Annotated in this window: 20 protein-coding genes and 1 other annotated feature; of the genes, 14 read left to right on the top strand and 6 right to left on the bottom strand. The window is 54.2% G+C overall.

Annotated elements, in window-relative coordinates; all coding sequences use genetic code 11:
• Window positions 1-8: 8 nt before the first annotated feature.
• Window positions 9-743 (top strand): 3'-5' exonuclease, encoded by a 735-nt coding sequence (locus KJW29_RS12800; protein ID WP_214630052.1) that lies wholly within the window; start codon window positions 9-11, stop codon window positions 741-743.
• Here KJW29_RS12800 and KJW29_RS12795 read toward each other — a convergent pair.
• Both KJW29_RS12795 and KJW29_RS12790 read right to left on the bottom strand, forming a co-directional pair.
• Complete coding sequence (locus KJW29_RS12795) at window positions 729-1,175, bottom strand: M67 family metallopeptidase (RefSeq protein WP_214630051.1); 447 nt, start codon at window positions 1,173-1,175, stop codon at window positions 729-731. The genes KJW29_RS12800 and KJW29_RS12795 overlap by 15 nt on opposite strands.
• A 68-nt stretch (window positions 1,176-1,243) precedes the next feature.
• The gene (locus tag KJW29_RS12790; RefSeq protein ID WP_214630050.1) at window positions 1,244-2,494 is read right to left on the bottom strand and encodes an MFS transporter; all 1,251 of its coding nucleotides are present in this window, start codon (window positions 2,492-2,494) and stop codon (window positions 1,244-1,246) included.
• A 149-nt stretch (window positions 2,495-2,643) separates the two neighbouring features.
• On the opposite strand from KJW29_RS12790, the gene KJW29_RS12785 reads away from it, so the two are divergent.
• A complete protein-coding gene (locus KJW29_RS12785; RefSeq protein WP_246608703.1) occupies window positions 2,644-3,201 on the top strand; it encodes a TlpA family protein disulfide reductase in 558 nt (185 codons plus the stop codon).
• Between the two features lie 70 nt (window positions 3,202-3,271).
• Here KJW29_RS12785 and cimA read toward each other — a convergent pair whose 3' ends face one another.
• On the bottom strand, window positions 3,272-4,891 hold the full coding sequence (cimA, locus tag KJW29_RS12780) for a citramalate synthase (protein WP_214630049.1): 1,620 nt from the start codon (window positions 4,889-4,891) through the stop codon (window positions 3,272-3,274).
• Between the two features lie 236 nt (window positions 4,892-5,127).
• On the opposite strand from cimA, the gene KJW29_RS12775 reads away from it, so the two are divergent.
• From KJW29_RS12775 to KJW29_RS12765, 3 genes are all read left to right on the top strand, one after another.
• A complete protein-coding gene (locus tag KJW29_RS12775) occupies window positions 5,128-6,414 on the top strand; it encodes a DNA polymerase IV (RefSeq protein ID WP_214630048.1) in 1,287 nt (428 codons plus the stop codon).
• Between the two features lie 80 nt (window positions 6,415-6,494).
• Complete coding sequence (locus KJW29_RS12770; protein ID WP_087567195.1) at window positions 6,495-6,737, top strand: ferredoxin; 243 nt, start codon at window positions 6,495-6,497, stop codon at window positions 6,735-6,737.
• Between the two features lie 121 nt (window positions 6,738-6,858).
• Complete coding sequence (locus KJW29_RS12765) at window positions 6,859-8,259, top strand: L,D-transpeptidase (RefSeq protein ID WP_214630047.1); 1,401 nt, start codon at window positions 6,859-6,861, stop codon at window positions 8,257-8,259.
• A gap of 16 nt (window positions 8,260-8,275) precedes the next feature.
• Here KJW29_RS12765 and KJW29_RS12760 read toward each other — a convergent pair whose 3' ends face one another.
• The gene (locus tag KJW29_RS12760; protein WP_179215439.1) at window positions 8,276-8,416 is read right to left on the bottom strand and encodes a hypothetical protein; all 141 of its coding nucleotides are present in this window, start codon (window positions 8,414-8,416) and stop codon (window positions 8,276-8,278) included.
• Between the two features lie 187 nt (window positions 8,417-8,603).
• On the opposite strand from KJW29_RS12760, the gene KJW29_RS12755 reads away from it, so the two are divergent.
• The 5 genes from KJW29_RS12755 (at window position 8,604) to KJW29_RS12735 (ending at window position 13,831) form a co-directional block, all read left to right on the top strand.
• Complete coding sequence (locus KJW29_RS12755) at window positions 8,604-9,701, top strand: quinone-dependent dihydroorotate dehydrogenase (protein WP_214630046.1); 1,098 nt, start codon at window positions 8,604-8,606, stop codon at window positions 9,699-9,701.
• 17 nt (window positions 9,702-9,718) lie between these two features.
• Window positions 9,719-10,522: a GTP diphosphokinase gene (yjbM, locus tag KJW29_RS12750; protein ID WP_087567193.1), complete on the top strand. Its 804-nt coding sequence runs from the start codon at window positions 9,719-9,721 to the stop codon at window positions 10,520-10,522.
• Window positions 10,523-10,634: 112 nt separating this feature from the next.
• Window positions 10,635-12,197: an RsmB/NOP family class I SAM-dependent RNA methyltransferase gene (locus KJW29_RS12745; protein WP_214630045.1), complete on the top strand. Its 1,563-nt coding sequence runs from the start codon at window positions 10,635-10,637 to the stop codon at window positions 12,195-12,197.
• Window positions 12,198-12,989 carry a pseudouridine synthase gene (locus tag KJW29_RS12740; RefSeq protein ID WP_214630044.1) on the top strand — a complete coding sequence of 264 codons (792 nt, stop codon included), beginning with the start codon at window positions 12,198-12,200 and terminating at the stop codon, window positions 12,987-12,989.
• A 35-nt stretch (window positions 12,990-13,024) separates the two neighbouring features.
• A complete protein-coding gene (locus KJW29_RS12735; protein WP_214630043.1) occupies window positions 13,025-13,831 on the top strand; it encodes a Cof-type HAD-IIB family hydrolase in 807 nt (268 codons plus the stop codon).
• 140 nt (window positions 13,832-13,971) lie between these two features.
• Here the strand turns inward: KJW29_RS12735 and KJW29_RS12730 are convergent, their stop codons facing one another.
• Both KJW29_RS12730 and KJW29_RS12725 read right to left on the bottom strand, forming a co-directional pair.
• Entirely contained in the window at window positions 13,972-14,064 is a 93-nt protein-coding gene (locus KJW29_RS12730) for a sporulation protein YjcZ (RefSeq protein WP_108996287.1), read from the bottom strand.
• A 244-nt stretch (window positions 14,065-14,308) separates the two neighbouring features.
• Window positions 14,309-16,054 carry a DEAD/DEAH box helicase gene (locus KJW29_RS12725; RefSeq protein WP_214630042.1) on the bottom strand — a complete coding sequence of 582 codons (1,746 nt, stop codon included), beginning with the start codon at window positions 16,052-16,054 and terminating at the stop codon, window positions 14,309-14,311.
• A 313-nt stretch (window positions 16,055-16,367) separates the two neighbouring features.
• Here KJW29_RS12725 and KJW29_RS12720 point away from each other — a divergent pair, with 313 nt between their 5' ends.
• The 4 genes from KJW29_RS12720 (at window position 16,368) to leuS (ending at window position 20,520) form a co-directional block, all read left to right on the top strand.
• Window positions 16,368-16,568 (top strand): YwbE family protein, encoded by a 201-nt coding sequence (locus KJW29_RS12720; RefSeq protein WP_087567187.1) that lies wholly within the window; start codon window positions 16,368-16,370, stop codon window positions 16,566-16,568.
• Between the two features lie 31 nt (window positions 16,569-16,599).
• Window positions 16,600-16,929 (top strand): hypothetical protein, encoded by a 330-nt coding sequence (locus tag KJW29_RS12715; protein ID WP_214630041.1) that lies wholly within the window; start codon window positions 16,600-16,602, stop codon window positions 16,927-16,929.
• Complete coding sequence (locus KJW29_RS12710; RefSeq protein WP_214630040.1) at window positions 16,917-17,681, top strand: GNAT family N-acetyltransferase; 765 nt, start codon at window positions 16,917-16,919, stop codon at window positions 17,679-17,681. The genes KJW29_RS12715 and KJW29_RS12710 overlap by 13 nt, the downstream gene beginning before the upstream one ends.
• A gap of 110 nt (window positions 17,682-17,791) precedes the next feature.
• Window positions 17,792-18,017, top strand: a binding site (T-box leader).
• A 61-nt stretch (window positions 18,018-18,078) separates the two neighbouring features.
• On the top strand, window positions 18,079-20,520 hold the full coding sequence (gene leuS / locus KJW29_RS12705) for a leucine--tRNA ligase (RefSeq protein ID WP_214630039.1): 2,442 nt from the start codon (window positions 18,079-18,081) through the stop codon (window positions 20,518-20,520).
• Window positions 20,521-20,563: the final 43 nt, after the last annotated feature.

The raw sequence follows: 20,563 nt of genomic DNA, 5'->3' as shown, positions 1-20,563 counted from the left end.
TGGTCTCAATGAAAGAACAAAAAGGCGTAGGCCGCATGTGGAATCTATACAAAATGGGGGGTGTCACGCCTGCCATCGCTTCCATGCTAGGCTCTCAGAACGCTCAGCAAATGGCATTTATTCGTAACGCCAATCGGGAGCAGCGCAAGCAATCCTTGCTTGAAACGCCTCTGAGGGAGCTGGAAATCGTCGTTTTTGATTTGGAGACGACAGGTTTTAATCCTAATCATGGAGACGAGATTATTTCGTTTGGCGCCGTCGTCGTGAAAGGCGGAGAGCTGTGCGAGACAGAGACCTTCTACAGCCTCGTCAATCCGCGCCGAACCATACCGAGATCCATTGTGGAGCTTACGGGAATCACCAACGGGATGGTGCAGGACGCTCCGGATCTGATGACGGCGCTTCATGACTTTATGGCTTTTGTAGGGCGCAGATTGCTTGTTGCGCATGCCTCCGGCCATGACAAACAATTCCTTAACGCGGCATTATGGCGTACGTCCAAGGTGAATTTGAACCATCGGGTTCTCGATACGATGATGATTGCGAAGTGGCTGGAGCCAAACCGCGAGGGATATAGTCTGGATGATTTGCTTGCGGGCAGCTGCATTCCGATTACGGTGCGGCATCATGCGCTGGAGGATTCTCTAATGACGGCGCGATTGTGGCTTCATTATTTAAATCAAATCGTTGAGCGAAACGTATTTACGTTAGGCGATTTGTACGCCTATCTAAGCAAACACTAGCTGAGCGGGCATAAATACGCGGTCCTGATGACGATAAGGCTGTACTACCGGAGCAGAGGGATCGGTCAAGGAAATAATCCAATATTGGAAGCCGGAATGAAAATGAAAGCCTTCGCCGTCGCGATTCGATGGAATCGCTGCGGTATTAGGGTGCGAGTGGAAGAAGCCGACAAGCTGTTGTCGGTTTTTTTCCATGGAGAAACAGGCGGCTGTCCATTCCTCCGGATCGAAGAGAAAAGAGTCGGAGGGATGGGGGTGAATATTGCGAATCGGCAAAATGATGTCAATGGAAAGCCGCTCTTTTCCCCGGGCGAGCACGCCGCAAGCCTCATTCGGGAGGATGCTTCCGCAATAGTCGAGAAGCAGGATGTAAGCAGCCTTGGTGATGGATGTATGAGCTTCGTTACTATGGTACGAAAGCGAAAGCGACATGACGTCTCCTCCCGAATTGCAGCAACTTTTAATCGATAAGTAAGTATACCGCGAAACTCAGGGTGTTGTTAAGCTTTGGATTGCCGTTTCGGAGGTTTGATTGTTAGAGCGACGGCGATCAACAGCCCCGCGCTTAAGATGGTTAGAATGACAAACAAACCCGTAACGGATTTATCGGCCATCCAGCTAAAGAAGGGAGGGCCAATCGCTACGCCAAGAAAACGAAGGCTGTTGTATAACGAGGTCACCATGCCTCGATGCGATCGATCGACGGATCCAGTAATAAGTGTATTGAGACAAGGGAGCAGCAAGCCTGTGCCAATGCTGCACAAAGTAATAAAAACGATTAAGGCGATAAAAGCCGAATGCCAGATGGAAGCGGCTGTAAGGGACAATGACATCAGGCCGATCCCGGACAACATTAGGACCTTCATTCTGTCGCCATTTTTGCGAATTCCCTTTCCTGTCGAGTAGGCCGTAATAACAAGCCCGAGCAGCGGAATGGCCAGCAGTCCGCCTTTGGCAACGCCGTCAATCGATAGGGGAGGTTTTTCGGCCATATCCGACAGATAGAACAAAACGCCGAATAAAATAAACAAACCGAGCGAACCGGCCAGATAGGCGGTAAACAGCCATTTTCCTTCTTTGGCATAGATCGCCTTCATTTCTTTCCAATACGTTTTGAAAGGCGTGGGTTTGCCTTCGTGTTTAGGTTCATGTATCAGCCATAGAACGGCGCAAAATGATCCTGCGCAAAACAGAGGGAAAGCGAAGAACGGCGCATACCATGACCATAAACCAAGCAAAGAGCCTAGAATAGGGCTGATGACTTTCCCAGCGCCGTTGGATGCTTCGATAAGTCCCAGCGCTTCGCTTTCTTCCCCATCTTGATAAAGGTCCCCTACAAGAGCCATGGCAATCGGCGCCGTGCCAGCCGCCGCCATCCCCTGCAATGCCCGCGCTCCAATGAGAATGCCGTAGGATTCCCAAACGGCGCCGAGTCCCGCCAATATCCCGGCACCGCCATAGATCGCCAGCGCGGGCAAGATGACAGCCTTTCGGCTCATCCGATCGGAGATATATCCGATAATGGGTATGAAGAGAGCGGCTGAAACGGAGAATAAGGTAATGACAAGACTGGATTGAAACTTGCTTAGCGACATGGCTTCCGCCATATCCGGGAGAATGGGAACGAGGATGGAATTTCCCAGTACAAGTACGAGCGGTACAGTTGCGAATGCTGCATATTGCAACCACGATGACTTAGTTTCTTTGGTAGCGCTGGATGTTCGTTTTCCATGAGCCTGTGCTCGTGACATACCGTTCCTCCCGTAGTCATGAACGCATTCAGCCTTAGCAGACTGTGCTTATGACGGATTTATGGCTAATCTGCCCATTGTCTTGAGCTTCCATACCTCGCGTGGTACGATGGGAACAATGAATAGGGTTAACGGAAGGAAGGACTTGAGTGAAAAAAACAGCAGCGTGGTTTTTCACGGCTTTTTTGTTAGCAGGGCTTGGCATCTTTCAATACATGCAGCAAGGCGCCGCAGCCGCAACGGAGCTGGCAACGCCAAGCGGCTTTAAGCCCAAAGCGGGATACGAGTCCGCAGCCATTACGCTTCCGGGTATGGACGAGGCTATCCATACGATAGGCGGAGGAGCCGGAGAGAAGCTGTTATTCGTCAACTTCTGGGCTTCCTGGTGCGGTCCTTGCGTGATGGAGGCTCCCGATCTGCAGAAGCTGCATGAACAGTATGGAGATGTCATGGAAATGTATGGCGTCAACTCTACGAATTACGATAAGGAACGTTCGGCGAGGGAGTTCGTCGAAGAGTTTGGCCTAACGTTCCCAATGTTAATGGACCGAGAAGGCACGATTACGAAGCTGTATAAGGTTAATAATTTCCCCACGAGCTTCCTGATTGACGGCAACGGCGTCATAAGGGAACGGATTAACGGAGTCGTTACGTACGCAGAATGGGAGAGGCTCATTCTGAAGTGGTCGAAGCCGAACGCGGCATAACAAAAAAAGCAGTTAGCGGAAGGCGCGAAGCCTTGAACGCTAACTGCTTTTTTTGTTTCATCCTAAGCCGTTAATGATTGACGAGCCCCAGTCTCTCCACGAACTCCGATTCCGTACCGTCCCCAGTTGTCTTGGACATATGAAGCAGCGCATAACGGATGCTGTCGAGAAGCGCTTCCCAGCTGGCTTCGATCACGTTGCTGGATACGCCGACCGTACTCCAGGTATTGTCGAGTCCGGTGGATTCCACAAGCACCCGCACTTTGGCGGCCGTGGCGTCTTTCTCGTCGATGACGCGGACCTTGTAGTCGGACAAGTGAATCTGTTCGATGCGAGGGAAAAATTGCACGAGCGCTTTGCGCATGGCGTTGTCGAGAGCGTTGACGGGTCCGTTGCCCTCCGCGGCCGTCAGAACGATCTGACCTCCCACGTTGATCTTGACGATGGCTTCGCAGATCATGCTGGCGTTCGACTTCTCCATATGGATTTTGAACGATTCTACCTTGAAAATCTGGACCACGTCGGTAAAAGCGTCGCGCAAAAGAAGCTCAAGCGAGGCGTCGGCGCCTTCGAATTGATAGCCTTGATGCTCCAGATCCTTGATCTGCTCCATAATTAGTTTCGTCTTCTCGTTGTTGGAGGTGATGTCGAGTCCAAGCTCGGTCGCTTTGGAAATAATATTGCTTTGACCGGCAAGCTCCGACACGAGAATTCTCTGCTTGTTCCCCACAAGCTCGGGCTCGATATGCTCATAAGTTTTGGCATCCTTCATGATCGCGGAGACATGGATGCCGCCCTTATGGGCGAATGCCGCGTTGCCGACGAAAGCTTGACCGACCGGCATATGAACATTGGCGATCTCGCTAACGTAACGGGCCGTTCCTGTCAGCAGGCGAATGCGGTCGTCTTGAAGGCAGGAGTAAGCCAGCTTGAGCTGCAGGTTCGGAATGATGGAGCACAGATTTGCGTTGCCGCAACGCTCGCCGTAACCGTTCATCGTGCCTTGCACCTGGCGCGCGCCAGCCTGGACGGCAGCCAGCGAATTCGCGACGGCAAGCTCGCAGTCGTTATGTGTGTGAATGCCGATCGGCGTGTTCAGCTCTTCCTTGACGCGGGAGACGATCTCATGGATCTCGTTGGGCATAGTGCCGCCGTTCGTATCGCAGAGCACGAGCCAGTCCGCTCCGCCTTCCTGCGCTTTGCGAAGCGCTGCAAGGGCATATTCCGGGTTGTTTTTGTAGCCGTCGAAAAAGTGCTCGGCGTCGTACATCGCTTCCATGCCGTGGTGTTTAAGCAGCGCGAAGGAGTCGAAGATCATCGCCAGATTTTCTTCCAGCGTCGTCTGGAGCGCCGTATGGACATGGAAATCCCAAGCCTTGCCGACCAACGTTGCCGCCGGTACGCCGGATTCGATAATCCGGAGCAGGCTGGCGTCATGTTCGGCGACGCTGTTCTTGCGGCGCGTGCTTCCGAACGCCGTAATCTTGGCATTGAGCTTCATCGTCTTTACGCGCTTGAAAAATTCGATATCCTTGTTGTTGCTTCCGGGATTGCCGCCTTCAATATAATGAACGCCCAAAGCGTCAAGCTTTTGTGCAATCTTCAGCTTGTCATCTGCCGATAAGCTGATCCCCTCGCCTTGCGTGCCATCGCGCAGCGTCGTGTCAAAGATGAATATTTGTGCGGACATTTCTAAATGTGCCTCCTTCACAGAGCCTCTGATGGAATCATAATACATGATTATACCACTTTATCTTCCTAAAGTAGAGAGGGAAGTTGCAATTCCGGCCTACTATCTATATAGGGAATGCGGTATCTTGGCGAACAAATGTTTGTTGTTCGGCATTGACTTGAACCTTGCCTAATTATATGCTGAGGAAACAAGCGGTACAACCTAACATTCTGCAATTGGCGGTGAACTTGTCCATGAGCGGCGTAGAAGAGCATTATCCTGCCAAAGGCAGAGTAATCATCCATCTCGATATGAATGCGTTCTATTGCTCCGTGCACGAAGCAGAAGAGCCTGACGTATATAAGAATAAAGCAACGGCGGTCTCCGGCAGCATCGAGCAGCGCAAAGGCATCATTGTCACCTGCTCGTACGCAGCCCGTGCGAAGGGCGTCAAGACAGGGATGCCGGTGCGTCAAGCCGTCAAGCTGTGTCCGGATATCATCTTGATCAAGCCGGACTTCCATCTGTACCGGAAGTACTCCAGAGGATTTTTGTCGATCGCTCGCGCTTATACGCCGATGGTGGAATCCGTCTCCATCGACGAATGTTATATGGATATTACGGGCTCCAAGCTGATGGGAACCCCGTTGCAGATCGCGGAATCGCTGCAGCGACGCATATTGACGGAGTTGGCGCTTCCATGCTCCATCGGCCTTGCCCCTAACAAGCTGCTCGCCAAAATGGCATCGGATATGAAGAAGCCGAATGGCTTGACCGTCCTCCGCATTCGCGACGTGCCTCAAGTGCTGTGGGATAAGCCATGCAATCTATTATTCGGCGTTGGAGGCAAGACGGCCGTCAAGCTTGCAAAGCTGAATATCCATACGATCGGAGAGCTGGCGGCGGCCGATGAGAGCATGCTGATCAAGCAATTCGGAACCGTCGGCGCCTGGATGAAGTCGGCCGCGCACGGCATCGATCATTCACAGGTTAATCCGCATCGGGATCAGAATAAGTCCATCGGCCATACGACGACGCTGCCGCAGGACTTGACGGAGCGGGACGATATTTTTCGTGTGCTGCTCAATCTGGCCGATCAGACGGGGCGCAGGCTGCGCAGGCAGAAGCTTGTCGCTTCAACGGTTCAGATCACGATCCGAAGGCCAGACATGACGACCATTACGAGATCCCATACCGTTCCGGCGCCGGTCCAGACGACGGAGGAAATCACGAAAGAAGCGCGGGCGCTCTATCTAAAGCATTGGATCGAAGGGGAGCCGATTCGCCTTCTGGGAGTTACGCTGCAGAATTTAACCCCCATCTCGGAATCCGCTCTTCAGTTGGATCTATTCAGCTTTGAGGAGCAGCCCCGCAAGGAATCGCTAACGAAGGTGATGGACGCGCTTCGGGACAAATTCGGAGAGGACGCCGTTCTGACTGCGGGCATGCTTGGCGACGATCCGTCTTCCTTGATCAGAAACAAACGAATTCGAGGTACATCCTTGCAAAAAGACGATACTTTGTTATATATTGATGAGTGAAGGAACGAGCCGCAACGGCATTTTTGGATAATATATAATTGGAACGGATTTATCCGTAGATTATAAAGGAGGAGAAAACCATGGCTAAGTTTACATGGGTAGAGAAAGACACATGCATCGCTTGCGGTGCTTGCGGAGCGACGGCTCCCGACATTTATGATTACGACGACGAAGGTTTGGCCGAGGTTATTTTCCAAGGCGACTCTAATAGAGGCATAACCGAAATTCCGGATGACATGTACGACGATCTGCAGGACGCTTGCGACGGATGTCCGACGGATTCTATCAAAATCGCCGACGAGCCTTTCAACGCCGAAGGCTAATCAGATCTCATTTCAAAAGCTCTTCGACCATTCTGGTGCGGAGGGCTTTTTTTTGCGCGAGGTTATGCCGATATATTCCAAAAGAAGAGTGGAAATCGTCGTAATCGACCAGGAGGCATGGATGATGGAACAATCAAAATTCGATAAACCCGAAGATATTATATATTTGAAGCAATTCGTCAAAAAACATCCCGACAATAAGATGGGATGGTACTTGCTTGGCAAACATTACCGTGACGCAGGGAAGGAAGGAAAAGCGAATTATTGCTTTATTCAGGCCGGAGATATCTATGACGCCTTCGAACAATCCAGTCATCCGCTAGCCGTATCGACGAATCAATTGGAAGAGCTCAAGGCATGGGAGAAGCGGAAGAAGCGCAAACGTCTTGTTCGCAACGTAACGGTCATAGCGGTACCGCTATTGCTGCTTGCGCTGCTGATCCCATCCATCGGGAATCAACAGCAAGTACCCGGCGATGATGCCGTTCCGGCTGTCGCCGACGGGAGCCCGGGGCTTGGCGTCGTACTGGTTCCGCGCAAGGAGAAGACCCCCGCCGGGTATGCATTCGGAGAAGTGATGAAGGCCGGCGGCGAATCGCCGCCGAAAGTCATAGCAGCCCATCTCGAGGAGAAGGGGGGCTGGAAGCAATGGAACGGCAATGCAAGGCTATTGATGGAGATGGAACGTGGCAGCGGACAGGCGCAATTCGAGGTGAGCATGCTGGACCGGAACGTCTGTGCCTGCGATCCCGCCGATGCCAAGCCGGCAGCCAGCCGTTTTGCCGAATGGAAAAAAGAGCAGGAGCAGCATTGGACAGTATCCAGCGCTATTGTGCAATATCGGAAGTTGTATAAGAAGTGGCCGGAAAATTTGGATGCGCTTGTACGTCCCTACCCGCACAACGTATTGTCCGGAGAAGGAGAGGGAATGGCTGCGATGTTCCCCGCGCTGCTCGCCAAGCTGAAGTTAGCAGCATCGCAAGTGGAGAATTCGACCGGCGGTCAAGGCGCCAAGGATGCCGCTGCTCAGACTGCAGGCGCAACGTCTATCGGCTCCAACGGCTTGTTCCAACCGGATTGGAGCAAGCCGCTGGAGATCGTAATCGATGTGTCGAACCATACGCTTGCCGTCGTGCATAACGGCTTGATCGTCCGCAGCTACAGGGTAGGACTGGGCGGTTCGAAGACGCCGGAGGGCAGCTTCTTTATCAGCGAGAAGGTAAGGGATCCCAACGGCGGAGACGGGATTTTCGGCTCGAGAGGCATGACTTTGTCCAACACGCTGTACGCCATTCATGGCACGAACGACACGGACAGCATCGGCAAGGACGAGTCGCTTGGCTGCATCCGATTGGGAGAAGCCGACGTCGAGGAATTGTTCGACATGGTGCCGCTCGGGACGCCGGTGCAAATAAAAAACGGGACGCTTCCACCCGATGCCAAGGCGCCGCAGGAACGATTCCGGCTTGCGCCCAAGCAGGACGAAAGCAATCCCGCGAAGGTATATCGATGGCTGACATAACGTAGTCGCCAGCAGCTTAGGAGAAGACGATAAGAAGGACGGATACGGCTACGATTACGAAGCCGACGATGGAGCCGATCCAGACCAGCGCCTTCTTGTTCACTTCTTCCTTAGGTTTAACCTTCATTGTAGCCGGTTTGCGTTTAGGTGCGCTCATGGGAATCAACCTTTCTAATAATAATCGCAATCACACTTATATGCTTGTATTGTAATCGTTTTCCGCGGATGCCGCAATACAAGGAGATGGACGGAGCCTCGGGCACATGGTGCAAGGCTCTTTTCTTTTTGATTCAAAACGGATAAACTGTCTGATAGAGCACATACTGCGGAACGGAGTGAACTTCTTGCTTTATTCATCTCTTCTTAAACCGATTTTCTTTAAAATGGACCCGGAGAAGGCGCATCACCTGGTCATCGACGGCATGGCCGCATGCGGCAAAGTACCCGGACTCGGAGCGCTTATGAACGGGATGTACGGCGTACCCGACATTCCGGAGCTGCGAACGAAGGTACTCGGCATTTCTTTCCCTCATCCCGTGGGGCTGGCCGCCGGGCTGGACAAGAACGGAGTCGCCGCGGACGGCTTCTCCAGCATCGGCCTCGGCTTCGCCGAGGTGGGTACGGTAACTCCTAAGGGGCAGGCGGGTAATCCCCAGCCAAGATTGTTCCGGTTGCCTCCAGACGAAGCGCTGATCAATCGGATGGGCTTCAACAATCACGGAGCGGACGCAATGGCGGCATCGCTCGCGCGCCGCAAGATTAACCGAATTCCGATCGCGGTCAATATCGGCAAAAACAAGGATACGCCGAACGAGCTCGCCCATGAGGATTATCAAGCCTGCATTCGCACGCTGTACGATTTTGGCGACTTCTTCGTCGTAAATATCAGCTCGCCGAACACGCAGGGCTTGAGAGATCTGCAGCATGGCGATGAGCTAAAGAAGCTCTTGGACGCCGTTATGACGGAGATGGAGGCGCAGGCGAGGAAACGCGGCAAGGAAACGAAGAAAGTGCTGGTCAAAATTGCGCCGGATATGTCGGACGATCAGCTCTCCCATACGGTGGCGACGATAATGGACAGCCGGGTATCGGGCATCATCGCCACGAATACGACATTGTCGCGCGATGGCTTGTCTCACGCCCATGCGGGAGAAACCGGCGGCTTGAGCGGAAGGCCGCTTACGCGGCGCTCCACCGAGGTTATCGCGGCCGTATATCGACAGACTGGCGGAAGATTGCCGATTATCGGTTCTGGCGGAATCTTTACGGCGCAAGACGCATACGATAAAATTCGCGCGGGAGCTTCGCTTGTAGAGATCTATACGGCTTTAATATATAAAGGACCAGGATTGCAGCGCGAGCTGACAAGCGGGCTTGTCGAATGCTTGCGCAAGGATGGCTACCGCAACATTGCCGAAGCAGTAGGCGCAGATCATCGTTAGAAACAGGAGGCGGCCGGATGGACGGTAGAGACTGGAGTCTTTTTCTACAGCCTTATGAACAAGCGGTTGAGGAATTAAAGGTTAAATTCAAGACGATGCGCGTAGAGCTCAAAATTAGAGAGGCCTACGCGCCTATAGAATTCGTAACAGGAAGAGTAAAACGGATCTCCAGCATTCTGGAGAAGGCCCGGCGGCTTGGCGTAGCGCCGGATCGGCTGGAGGATGGGATCGAGGACATCGCGGGCATTCGGATCATGTGCCAGTTCGTGGACGACATCCATCGGGTAGCAGCGCTGATCCGGACTCGCAAGGATCTGGAGCTTGTATACGAAAAAGATTACATTACGAACTACAAGGACAGCGGATACCGAAGCTACCATATTATCGTCAAGTACCCCGTGCAGACCGCACTGGGCTTCAAACACGTATTAGCGGAGATTCAAATCCGCACGCTTGCGATGAATTTCTGGGCTACGATCGAGCATTCGCTTAATTATAAATTTAAGGAAAGTCTGCCCGAGGATGTGCGGAACCGGCTCAAGAAAGCGGCCGAAGCGGCCTTCTTGCTGGACACCGAGATGACAAGCATCCGCGAGGAGATTCTTGACGCGCAGACGGAGTTCGAAGAGCAGTCCAATGCGGTATCCCGCGTGCTGAACGGAATACAGGATTTGTATTTCTACCATCGCGTAAGAGAAGCGGCGCAGTTCCAGATCAAGTTCAACGAATTATTTGAACAGCAGGACTATCATGCGCTGCATACCCTGTCGATCGAAATAGGAGCGGCCATCGCGAAGGCCAAAAAAAACAATCAATCTTAAGCGGCGGAGCTACTCCGCCAAGCGAATAACCTCCAGCGTCGCCGGCATGGCGTTGCTCGGAGGTTATTCTATCCGGGAAGCGGCAGCCTTAAAGCAGCGGGAGGAAACATTAATGAAGGTGGATCTGCCGACACGGTTTATCGACAAGATGAAGCAATTGTTAGGCGAGGAATTCGATGAGTTCATGGCTTCGTACGAAGCGCCGAGAGCGTTTGGCCTGCGTCTAAATCCACTCAAAGTAACAAAAGAGGAATGGCGGGAGCTTACTTATCTACAAAATCCGGATCGTCGTATTCCTTGGACGGAGAACGGCTTCTATTACAAGGAAGAGGAGCGACCCGGCAAACATCCTTTTTACCATGCGGGGTTGTATTATATTCAAGAGCCGAGCGCGATGCTTCCCGCCGAGTTGTTGGACGTGAAGCCGGGACATCGGGTGCTCGATCTGTGCGCGGCTCCGGGAGGTAAGTCGACCCAGCTTGCCGGGATGCTCAAAGGGAGCGGCATTTTGGTAGCGAATGACAACGCATGCGAGAGAACGAAGGCGCTGGCCAAAAATATCGAGCTCGCAGGCATCAGAAACGCAATCGTTCTAAACGAAGAACCGGCAGCCATCGCCAAATCGTTTCCGGAATGGTTTCATCGCATATTGGTAGATGCGCCTTGCTCCGGCGAAGGGATGTTCCGCAAGGCCGATTCTATGATCGGCGATTGGGAGAAACATTCCGTACAGAAGTGCAGCGCCATGCAGCGCGATATTATGAACCACGCCGCGAAGATGCTGGCGCCAGGCGGCATGCTGTTGTATTCGACCTGCACTTTCTCGCCGGAGGAGAACGAGTCGCAGATTGCTTCCTTTCTGGAGGAGCATCCCGACTTCGTTGTGGAGCCGATTAAGCATGAATGCGGACTAAGCGCCGGCCGTCCGGATTGGGTCGACGAAGCCACAGCAGCAAGTGCCGGGCCATCTATCGTAAGCTCCTTGAGCGGAACCGCGCGGTTATGGCCGCATGTAATCGAAGGCGAAGGACATTATGCCGCGTTGCTCCGCAAAAAGCGGGGGAGCGGGGCGACGGAGATTGAATTAGAGCCTCCAAAGGTTTCGACGACCGCGATTGCAGCAGCTGTGACTCCTGCCCTTACCGGCAAGATGAAAGAGCAGCGCCTACGTAAAGACGGGAAGGGCAAAGGAGCAAAATCGGGAAGCTCGGCTTCCGTTCAAACTCCGGTCGAGCTGTGGGAGGCGTTTTGCAAGCAGCAGCTGATGCTCCGGGAAGGGGATTGGGGCAGCGTTCCCTTCTCCTACGGAGAGCGTCTCTATATACAGCCAGCGGGCGTGCCTTCTCTGGACGGGCTTAAGGTTGTCCGTGCAGGCTGGTACGTTGGAGAAGTCAAATGGAACCGCTTTGTGCCGTCTCAGGCTCTGGCGATGGGGCTTCATAGGGATGAAGCGTCTCTGGTATTGGAATTGGATGGCCTGGACAGAGATGAAGTTATCCGTTACTTGCGAGGCGAGACGTTATTCGTGGCAGAAGATCGCATCATCAAAGGGGCAGGCGATAAGAAGATAAAAGGTTTCGTACTGGTATGCCTGGCAGGAAGACCGATCGGTTGGGGCAAATATGAGAACGGCGTGCTCAAAAATGAGCTGTCGCCGGGATGGAGGCGAGCATAAATGGGAGATAAGCTGAGACTGGACAAGCTCCTCTCCAACATGGGATACGGTTCGCGGAGCGAGATCAAGAAGGCGGTCAAGGCAGGCAAGGTGGCAGTGGACGGCGTCATAGCAAAGGACAGCGGCCTTATCGTCGACGTATCGTTGCAGGAAGTGACTTGCGAAGGGGAGCGCGTCGAGTATCGCAGCGTTATCTATCTCATGCTGAACAAGCCGGCCGGCGTCGTCTCGGCGACGGAAGACAAACGGGACAAGACGGTGATCGACCTGCTCCGTCCGGAGGATACGCGGCTTGCTCCTTTCCCGGTCGGCCGGTTGGACAAGGATACGGTAGGTCTGCTGCTGCTGACAAACGACGGCGTGCTCGCGCATGAGCTGCTGTCGCCCCGCAAGCATGTCGACAAGACGTACGAAGCGCTGGTAGCCGGTAAAGTGGACGAAGACGACGTCAATCGCTTTGCCTCCGGCGTAACTTTAGATGATGGATACGAGACGATGCCTGCCGAGCTTGTCATCGCGAGCGTCTACGAGACAGGGGTTGACGGGGAAGGACGGTCAGGTGGTTCGGAGTTCCGATCGCTTATTACATTGACGATTCGCGAAGGGAAATTCCACCAGGTTAAAAGAATGTTCCATGCCGTAGGCAAAACCGTTCTGACGCTTAAGAGACTCTCCATGGGGCCTCTCACGCTTGACGAATCGCTGCCAGAGGGCGTTTATAGAGAGCTCACGGACGAAGAAGTGGAAGGGTTGAAGGCGCATCGCGGAAGCGAACGTACGTCTCGGCTATAGAGTTCGACAATCGAGAGAGACAGGATGGTGGAGACATGCAACGCAAATTTGATTTGATCGCGCTGGACGTTGACGGTACGCTGCTTACGGACGAACATCTTTTGCCCGAGAGGGTGAAGGAAGCGGTAAGAGAATGCGCTCGGCAGGGCGCAGAGATCGTGCTTTGTACGGGCAGAGGGCCGATGGGCGCATTTCCCGTGCTGGAGGAGCTTGGTCTCAACGGCACTTTAATTACGCATAACGGGGCCGCAATCGTGGAGTTCGAGGATCGGTCCATTACTTTCCAGTTCGACATTGACGGGGAGCTGCTGGAGCCTTATTTGGTTTATTGCCGGGAAAAAGGGATTCATTTTGATTTGAATACGGCTTATGACATGTTAGTAGAGAGCGTTTCTGAGGCTGCGGAGGCGATGTATTTGCAGCATAAGACTGTTCCGACGGTGCTTCCGGCTGGAGGCGAACTTCCGGAAGGGCTGGTGAAGCTGTCCGTATTCGGGTCGAAGGAAGAGATCGACATAGTGCAAGGGGATTGGGAGCGGGATGAACCCGGACTTCAGCTTATCCGCAGCGGCGATCTGTTTATCGACATCCAGCATCCCGAGGCTAGCAAAGGCAGCGCTTTGCGCAGACTGGCAGAGCAAAAGAATATCCCTTCGGAACGGATTCTCGCGATTGGCAATTATTTTAACGATATATCGATGCTGACTTTCGCGGGACTGGGGATTGCTATGGATAATTCCCCTGAAGGCGTCAAGGAGGCAGCCGATGTTGTCGTTGGGACTAATAATGACGGCAGCGTGGCAGCTGCGCTTAGAGAATATGTAATCAATCCTCAGCATTAACGGGTTAGAATCAAGAATCGCTTATAAGAAACGGCGGAGCGGGATTAAAGTCCCGAACTCCGCCGTTTTTTGCTCATATCAGGCATCAAGAACTCCGTCCGTTAGAACGGAGCTTTAAGCGTTATAGATGCAAGTGCTTCTTAATACCAGAATACCTGCGATATGATGACCAGAAGGATGAACAGAACAAGGACTGTACCTACCGACGAGTAGCCTCCATGCACACCAGACATTTTGTTGCCTCCTAAAAAAGGGATTACCGAAGAAGGACGAGTTTGTTCAAATAGAGGAGAGTATCGCATACTCCTCTATTTCTCAGAATGAAACTTGCCGCTCGCCACAGGACGATGCAGCCATTTCATCTTGAGAGGTGGGAATCTCCAACATTCGGCTTACTGTATTTTATGAATTACCCCTAAAAAGGATTGGACGCCAGTCTAGTCGGTTCGGAAATGGGCTACACGCGCGGAAGCGCAATTATCTGCCTCGTCCTCCAGGTTTGCCGGAGCGGCCGCCTGGGCCCCCAGGCGACTTTACTCCGCGCGATCCGCCGCGTCCGCCAGTACCGCCGGATGGGCGGCCTACGCCGCGTCTGGACGAATCCGTTCCTTGTCCGCTCCTGGCGGACAAAGCGGTATTACGTTTGCCGCCACGCTCTCCGCCAGCCTTGCCTGGTCCGCCGGCATTTCTGCCGCTGTCATTGCGCCCGCCGCGCTCATTGTTGCCGCCTCTGCCCGATACGCGCTTATCACTGCTGTCTCGTCCTGCTTCCCAAGGGTTGGAGCTGAATTCGTCAGTCGAACCCGCAACAGCCGCCCGCCCGCTTCCCGAGCGACGGTCTTCGCCGCGTCCGGAGGATCCTCTCCGCGCTTCCGCGTCACGTTCGCGCCCGCCGCCAGTGCCGCGCGTCTTGCCGGCTGCCGATCCGCGCGCGGAGCCTTGTTCGGCCCCGCGCCCGCGCCCGCCGCGTCCGCCCGAGGCGACGCCGCGTCCGCCATCACGTCCGCCGCGTCCGCTGCGCCCTCCGCTGCGCTCGGAGGATTTGCGACCTGCCGCTTCGCCGCGTTCGCCGCCAGATCGAGCGCGGCTGCTCTCGGTTACAGAACCTTCGCGATCGATGGCCTTATGCTCAAGCCGAGCTTGAATGCCTTTTTCGATGAGGACCAGCTTGGAGCCGTCGTATGGGGTAGCCAACGTAATCGCCATTCCCTTGTGGCCCGCGCGGCCCGTTCTTCCGATTCGGTGGATATAAATTTCGGAGTCTTGCGGCACATCGTAATTGTAGACATGCGTAACGCCCTCGACATCGAGACCTCGCGCCGCGACGTCGGTAGCGACCAGCATCTGCAGCTTCGCATCGCGGAACCGCTTCATCACTTGCTCACGCTTCGCCTGGGTCAGGTCGCCATGCAGCTCGTCGCTTTCGAAGCCTGCATCCTGAAGCTCTTTGTTCAGCTTCTTGGCCCGCACCTTCGTTCGGCAGAAGATAACGGCAAGATAGGGGCGGTGCTGCTCAAGCAGATGGATCAGCGCTTGCTGCTTGCCGCGGTCCGTCGTCTCGATGACAAGCTGGCGTATGTTGTCAAGCGTCACATTCGCGCTGCGAATCTGTACATCCTCCGGCGCGTTCATATATTCCGCCGCCAATTTGCGGATGGCATCCGGCATCGTGGCGGAAAACAGCATCGTCTGACGCGCCCGCGGCGTTTGCGCAATGATGCTTTCGACCTCCGGCAGGAAGCCCATGTGAAGCATCTGATCCGCTTCGTCAAGGACCAGCATGGACAGTTTGCCGAGATTAATCGTACCGCGCGTCATATGGTCGATGAGACGTCCGGGCGTGGCGACGACAATATGGGGAGAGCGCTGCAGCTTGCGAATCTGGGCATCGACGTCCTGGCCGCCATAGGCGGCAAGCACCCTTGCGCCGACGACAGGGGCAAGCTTTTTGATCTCTGACGTAATCTGGATGGCCAGCTCGCGCGTCGGTGTCAGAATAAGGGCTTGTACCTGCTCCTTCTCGACGTTAACGCGCTGGAGCATTGGAAGAGCGAACGCCAATGTCTTGCCGGTGCCCGTCTGAGCCTGGGCAATAACGTCTTTATCCTGGAGCAGCATGGGGATCGTCTGACGCTGTACCGGCGTAGGAGCCGCAATCCCCTGTTCCTTCAATAATGCAGTAAGCTCCGGCGTAATGCCAAGAGAGCTGAATGTTGTGGACATATTCCATAATTCCTCATTTCATCTATTCGTATGATGCCTGTTTTAGTCGAGTTCAAAAAGTTTGGTTCTCAGTACCGAGAAGATGGGAGGCAGCTAGAAACTGAGTATCGGAGCGTAGCAGAGCTACGTGAGAAACGGAAGGTTCGGCTGCATTCCATATTCGAAGTCGGACAAGCTTCAGGAATTACTTCGTAATGGGAAGCGGACTTTTTGAACAACCTTTAGCTAGTATAACAGTTCGGAGGGTCGAGTGCATCTTGAAACTTGCTATGATAAAATGAGGCGAAGATAAAGGAAGCGAGGAATACGCATCATGAATGGAACGATCCGGGCCAACGTCAAGCCGGGGCTTGAAGTCAATATCGTGCTGAAGCAAGACCAGAGAACGGGCAAGCTGACGAAGGGCGTTGTCAAAGAGCTGCTAACGAATTCGCCGAACCATCCTCATGGCATCAAGGTCCGTCTGACGGACGGGCAGGTTGGCAGAGTGAAGGAAATATTGACGAATCCTTAATATCAAATTTCAGATCGGGGAGGCGCGGCGGTTGGCGTTCGGCATTAAAAGAGACGAGATGAAGCAATGGAAGGCGGCCGTCGCCCGCGGCGAAATCGCTTTCTTGACACATTATTGGCTGGACCCCAAATTTCCATGGATGACAACCGTCACGAAGGTCGGCTGTTCCGACTTGGACAAGCTGTCCCGCTGGTGCGTGGAGAACGGTCTTCCGCCGCAACATATCCATGCCCGCGACGACTATCCTCACTTCGACCTCATAGGAGGCAAACAGGTCGAGATACTAACCAAAGAGAAATTATACGATCAGCTTGAACGGTTCCGGCTGTTGGAGGGGGAGACGAAGGGATGGAAGCGATAGCGGCGGAATACAAGCGGCTCGAGGAGATCAGCCTTAATGGCTGGCCGGCGCTCCAGACCGTACTGCTTGGCGGCTGGCTGGTCCGCTTCGCGGACGGCTACACGAAACGGTCCAACTCCGTCAGCGCGATCTATGACGGTTTTCCGGAGGCGGACGAGAAAATCCGGATTTGCGAAGCGTTGTATCGCTCGAGAGGGTTGGCGCCGGTATTCAAGGTGACGCCTTTCGTGCATCCCGGGGATCTGGACGACAGGCTGCAGAGCAGAAGGTACGGGAAGATTGACCATACGCTGGTCAAGACGGCGCCCTTGGCCGGTATCGAGGCACCCTCGCGCGAAGACTTGACTTTGACCGGGGAGATAACCGAGGCATGGCTGGACGCCGTTACGGAGCTCCAAAAGCTGACCCCGGGCCAACGGGAGACGACGCGCCGCATGTTCGCTAACCGTCCTCTGAAGCAAGGCTTCGCCATGCTGGAGGAGAACGGGAGGCCTGTCGCCTGCGGCCTCGCAGTCATAGAGGATGGCTGGGCGGGACTGTACGATATCGTGACGGCGCCAGAAGCAAGGGGGCGAGGTTTCGGAGAAGCGATAACGCGGGGGTTATTCCGCTACGCGCATAAGCAAGGGGCGAGGATGGGGTATTTGCTCGTCGTGCGGGACAATGCCGCGGCGAATGGGCTGTACGACAAACTCGGCTTCGAGACGGTGTACGAGTATTGGTATAGAATCGGCACGAACGGTAAAGCTTGACACTGCCAAGGCGTACCTTATATAATTTGATTTAATTGATTTGCCTTATATGAGAGTTCAAAAATTTTCCAGGCATCGTGATCAAAAGCGAACTTTTTGAACTACCTCTGTATAAAGCGTTGAAGAGGAACAGTACTTGCGTAGCGGGGGCCTAGAGAGCCGGCGGTTGGTGGAAGCCGGACCCATGCGCGCGGGGAAGCTCGCCTTGGAGCTGCGGGATCGTTAATCGCGAAGCCCGCCGTAATGTCCGCGTTAAGGACATCAAGTGAGCGAACGGCAAAGAATGCCTTCGCTAACTAGGGTGGTACCACGGGAGAATGACCTCTCGTCCCTAGCGTTAATCCGCTGGGGGCGGGAGGTTTTATTTAGTTTTCAGACCTGATTAGGAGGAAGTTACATGAGTCAAGAGCAGCAGCGCCATGGCTACAATCCATTGGAGATCGAGCCGAAGTGGCAGCAATATTGGGACGGCAACAAAACTTTTCAAACGAAGGAAGACAGCGGCAAGCCGAAATTCTATGCGCTGGATATGTTCCCTTACCCATCCGGGGCAGGCTTGCACGTCGGCCATCCGGAAGGTTATACGGCGACGGATATCGTATCCCGCTACAAGCGGATGAAGGGCTACAACGTCCTGCATCCGATGGGCTGGGACGCGTTCGGCCTGCCGGCGGAGCAGCACGCGCTCGATACCGGGCAGCATCCAAGAGATATCACGTTCAAAAACATCGACAACTTCCGCCGCCAGATCAAATCGCTTGGTTTCTCTTACGACTGGGACCGCGAATTCAGCACGACGGATCCCGACTACTACAAATGGACGCAATGGATTTTCATCCAGCTGTATAACAAGGGACTGGCTTATGTGGCCGAAGTTCCGGTCAACTGGTGTCCCGCTCTCGGAACCGTGCTGGCGAACGAGGAAGTCATCGACGGCAAAAGCGAACGCGGGGGCCATCCCGTTATCCGCAAGCCGATGCGTCAGTGGATTCTGAAAATTACCGAATACGCGGAGCGACTGCTGGAGGATCTGGAGGAGCTGGACTGGTCGGAGAGCATCAAGGACATGCAGCGGAACTGGATCGGCAAGTCGACAGGCGCCGAAGTAACGTTCGACATCGAGGGACACGACTCTGCACTGGTTGTCTTTACGACGCGTCCCGACACGCTTTTTGGCGCGACGTATTGCGTACTTGCGCCGGAGCACGAACTTGTCGCAGGAATTACGACAGACGAGCAGATGCATGCGGTTAAGGCGTATCAGGAAGCTGCAGCCCGCAAGAGCGATCTGGAGCGTACCGACCTGGCGAAGGAGAAATCCGGCGTATTCACTGGCGCCTATGCGATTAATCCGGCAAACGGCGAGAAAACCCCGATCTGGATTGCCGATTACGTGCTTGCAGGCTACGGCACGGGAGCAATCATGGCTGTTCCGGGCCACGATACGCGCGACTGGGAATTCGCGAAGCAATTCGGCTTGCCGATCATCGAGGTTGTATCCGGCGGGGACGTGGAAAAAGAAGCGTATACGGGCGAAGGTCCGCACGTCAACTCCGACTTCCTGAACGGTTTGAATAACGAAGACGCTATTAGCGCGATGATTAAACATTTGGCAGAGACCGGCAAAGGTCAGGGCAAAGTGACATACCGTTTGCGCGACTGGCTGTTCAGCCGCCAGCGTTACTGGGGCGAGCCTATTCCGATTCTTCATCTGGAGGATGGCACGATGAAGACGGTGCCGGTAGATCAATTGCCGCTGCTGCTGCCGGATGTCGACGCGATCAAACCGTCGGGCACAGGCGAATCGCCGCTGGCGAACGTGACGGACTGGGTGAACACCATCGATCCGGAGACGGGGATGAAGGCTCGCCGCGAGACGAACACGATGCCGCAATGGGCGGGCAGCTGCTGGTACTATCTGCGCTTTATCGATCCGAAAAACGACAAGGAAATCTGCTCGCCGGAGAAACAGAAAGAATGGCTGCCGGTCGATCTGTACATCGGCGGAGCCGAGCATGCGGTGCTTCATTTGCTGTACGCGCGCTTCTGGCATAAGGTGCTGTACGACCTTGGAGTTGTTCATACGAAGGAGCCGTTCCACAAGCTGGTGAACCAAGGCATGATCCTGGGCACCAACAACGAGAAGATGTCCAAGTCGCGCGGAAACGTCATCAACCCCGACGATATCGTAGGCGAATTTGGAGCAGATACGCTGCGTATGTACGAAATGTTTATGGGTCCGCTGGAAGCGACGAAGCCATGGAATACCAACGGCGTGGAGGGGACTTACCGCTTCCTGTCGCGCGTATGGCGCCTGTTCGTTAACGAAGACGGCAAGCTGAACGCGAAGCTGACGGATAACGACGAGACTAGCGACGCGTTCAAGCGGACATGGCATCGCTCCATCAAGAAGATCACGGAGGACTACGAGAATCTCCGCTTCAATACGGTAATCAGCCAATTGATGATCTTTGTCAACGAAGCTTACAAGACAGAATCGCTTCCGAAGGCGGCAATGGAGCAATTCCTGCAGATGTTGTCCCCGATCGCACCGCATATCGCGGAAGAGCTGTGGGCGCTCATTGGCCGCAGCGAATCGATTACGTACGCGGCATGGCCGGAGCATGACGAAGCTTGGACTGTCGACCAAGAGGTTGAGATCGTCGTACAGGTTAACGGCAAGATTGCCGATCGCATATTCATCGCGGCGGATATGAACGAAGCCGATATGGAGGCGCTGGCGAAGGGGCAAGACAAGGTTCAGGAGCTGATCGCCGGCAAGACGGTGCGCAAAGTAATCGCCGTCAAGGGCAAGCTGGTTAACATCGTGGCGAACTAACCGCGAACAAGGGACGGAGTGAAGAATGATAATTCGGACTTAA

Source organism: Paenibacillus agaridevorans (assembly GCF_018604145.1).
GTDB lineage: Bacteria > Bacillota > Bacilli > Paenibacillales > Paenibacillaceae > Pristimantibacillus > Pristimantibacillus agaridevorans.
This window is presented reverse-complemented; position numbering and strand designations above follow the sequence as displayed.

What these genes read in the sequence shown, in the direction of transcription:
- KJW29_RS12800 (WP_214630052.1), top strand. Translation starts at nt 9, where the DNA reads ATGAAAGAACAAAAAGGCGTAGGCCGCATGTGGAATCTATACAAAATG.
- KJW29_RS12795 (WP_214630051.1), bottom strand. Translation starts at nt 1,175, where the DNA reads ATGTCGCTTTCGCTTTCGTACCATAGTAACGAAGCTCATACATCCATC.
- KJW29_RS12790 (WP_214630050.1), bottom strand. Translation starts at nt 2,494, where the DNA reads ATGTCACGAGCACAGGCTCATGGAAAACGAACATCCAGCGCTACCAAA.
- cimA (WP_214630049.1), bottom strand. Translation starts at nt 4,891, where the DNA reads ATGTCCGCACAAATATTCATCTTTGACACGACGCTGCGCGATGGCACG.
- KJW29_RS12775 (WP_214630048.1), top strand. Translation starts at nt 5,128, where the DNA reads ATGAGCGGCGTAGAAGAGCATTATCCTGCCAAAGGCAGAGTAATCATC.
- KJW29_RS12770 (WP_087567195.1), top strand. Translation starts at nt 6,495, where the DNA reads ATGGCTAAGTTTACATGGGTAGAGAAAGACACATGCATCGCTTGCGGT.
- KJW29_RS12765 (WP_214630047.1), top strand. Translation starts at nt 6,859, where the DNA reads ATGATGGAACAATCAAAATTCGATAAACCCGAAGATATTATATATTTG.
- KJW29_RS12760 (WP_179215439.1), bottom strand. Translation starts at nt 8,416, where the DNA reads ATGAGCGCACCTAAACGCAAACCGGCTACAATGAAGGTTAAACCTAAG.
- yjbM (WP_087567193.1), top strand. Translation starts at nt 9,719, where the DNA reads ATGGACGGTAGAGACTGGAGTCTTTTTCTACAGCCTTATGAACAAGCG.
- KJW29_RS12745 (WP_214630045.1), top strand. Translation starts at nt 10,635, where the DNA reads ATGAAGGTGGATCTGCCGACACGGTTTATCGACAAGATGAAGCAATTG.
- KJW29_RS12740 (WP_214630044.1), top strand. Translation starts at nt 12,198, where the DNA reads ATGGGAGATAAGCTGAGACTGGACAAGCTCCTCTCCAACATGGGATAC.
- KJW29_RS12735 (WP_214630043.1), top strand. Translation starts at nt 13,025, where the DNA reads ATGCAACGCAAATTTGATTTGATCGCGCTGGACGTTGACGGTACGCTG.
- KJW29_RS12730 (WP_108996287.1), bottom strand. Translation starts at nt 14,064, where the DNA reads ATGTCTGGTGTGCATGGAGGCTACTCGTCGGTAGGTACAGTCCTTGTT.
- KJW29_RS12725 (WP_214630042.1), bottom strand. Translation starts at nt 16,054, where the DNA reads ATGTCCACAACATTCAGCTCTCTTGGCATTACGCCGGAGCTTACTGCA.
- KJW29_RS12720 (WP_087567187.1), top strand. Translation starts at nt 16,368, where the DNA reads ATGAATGGAACGATCCGGGCCAACGTCAAGCCGGGGCTTGAAGTCAAT.
- KJW29_RS12710 (WP_214630040.1), top strand. Translation starts at nt 16,917, where the DNA reads ATGGAAGCGATAGCGGCGGAATACAAGCGGCTCGAGGAGATCAGCCTT.
- leuS (WP_214630039.1), top strand. Translation starts at nt 18,079, where the DNA reads ATGAGTCAAGAGCAGCAGCGCCATGGCTACAATCCATTGGAGATCGAG.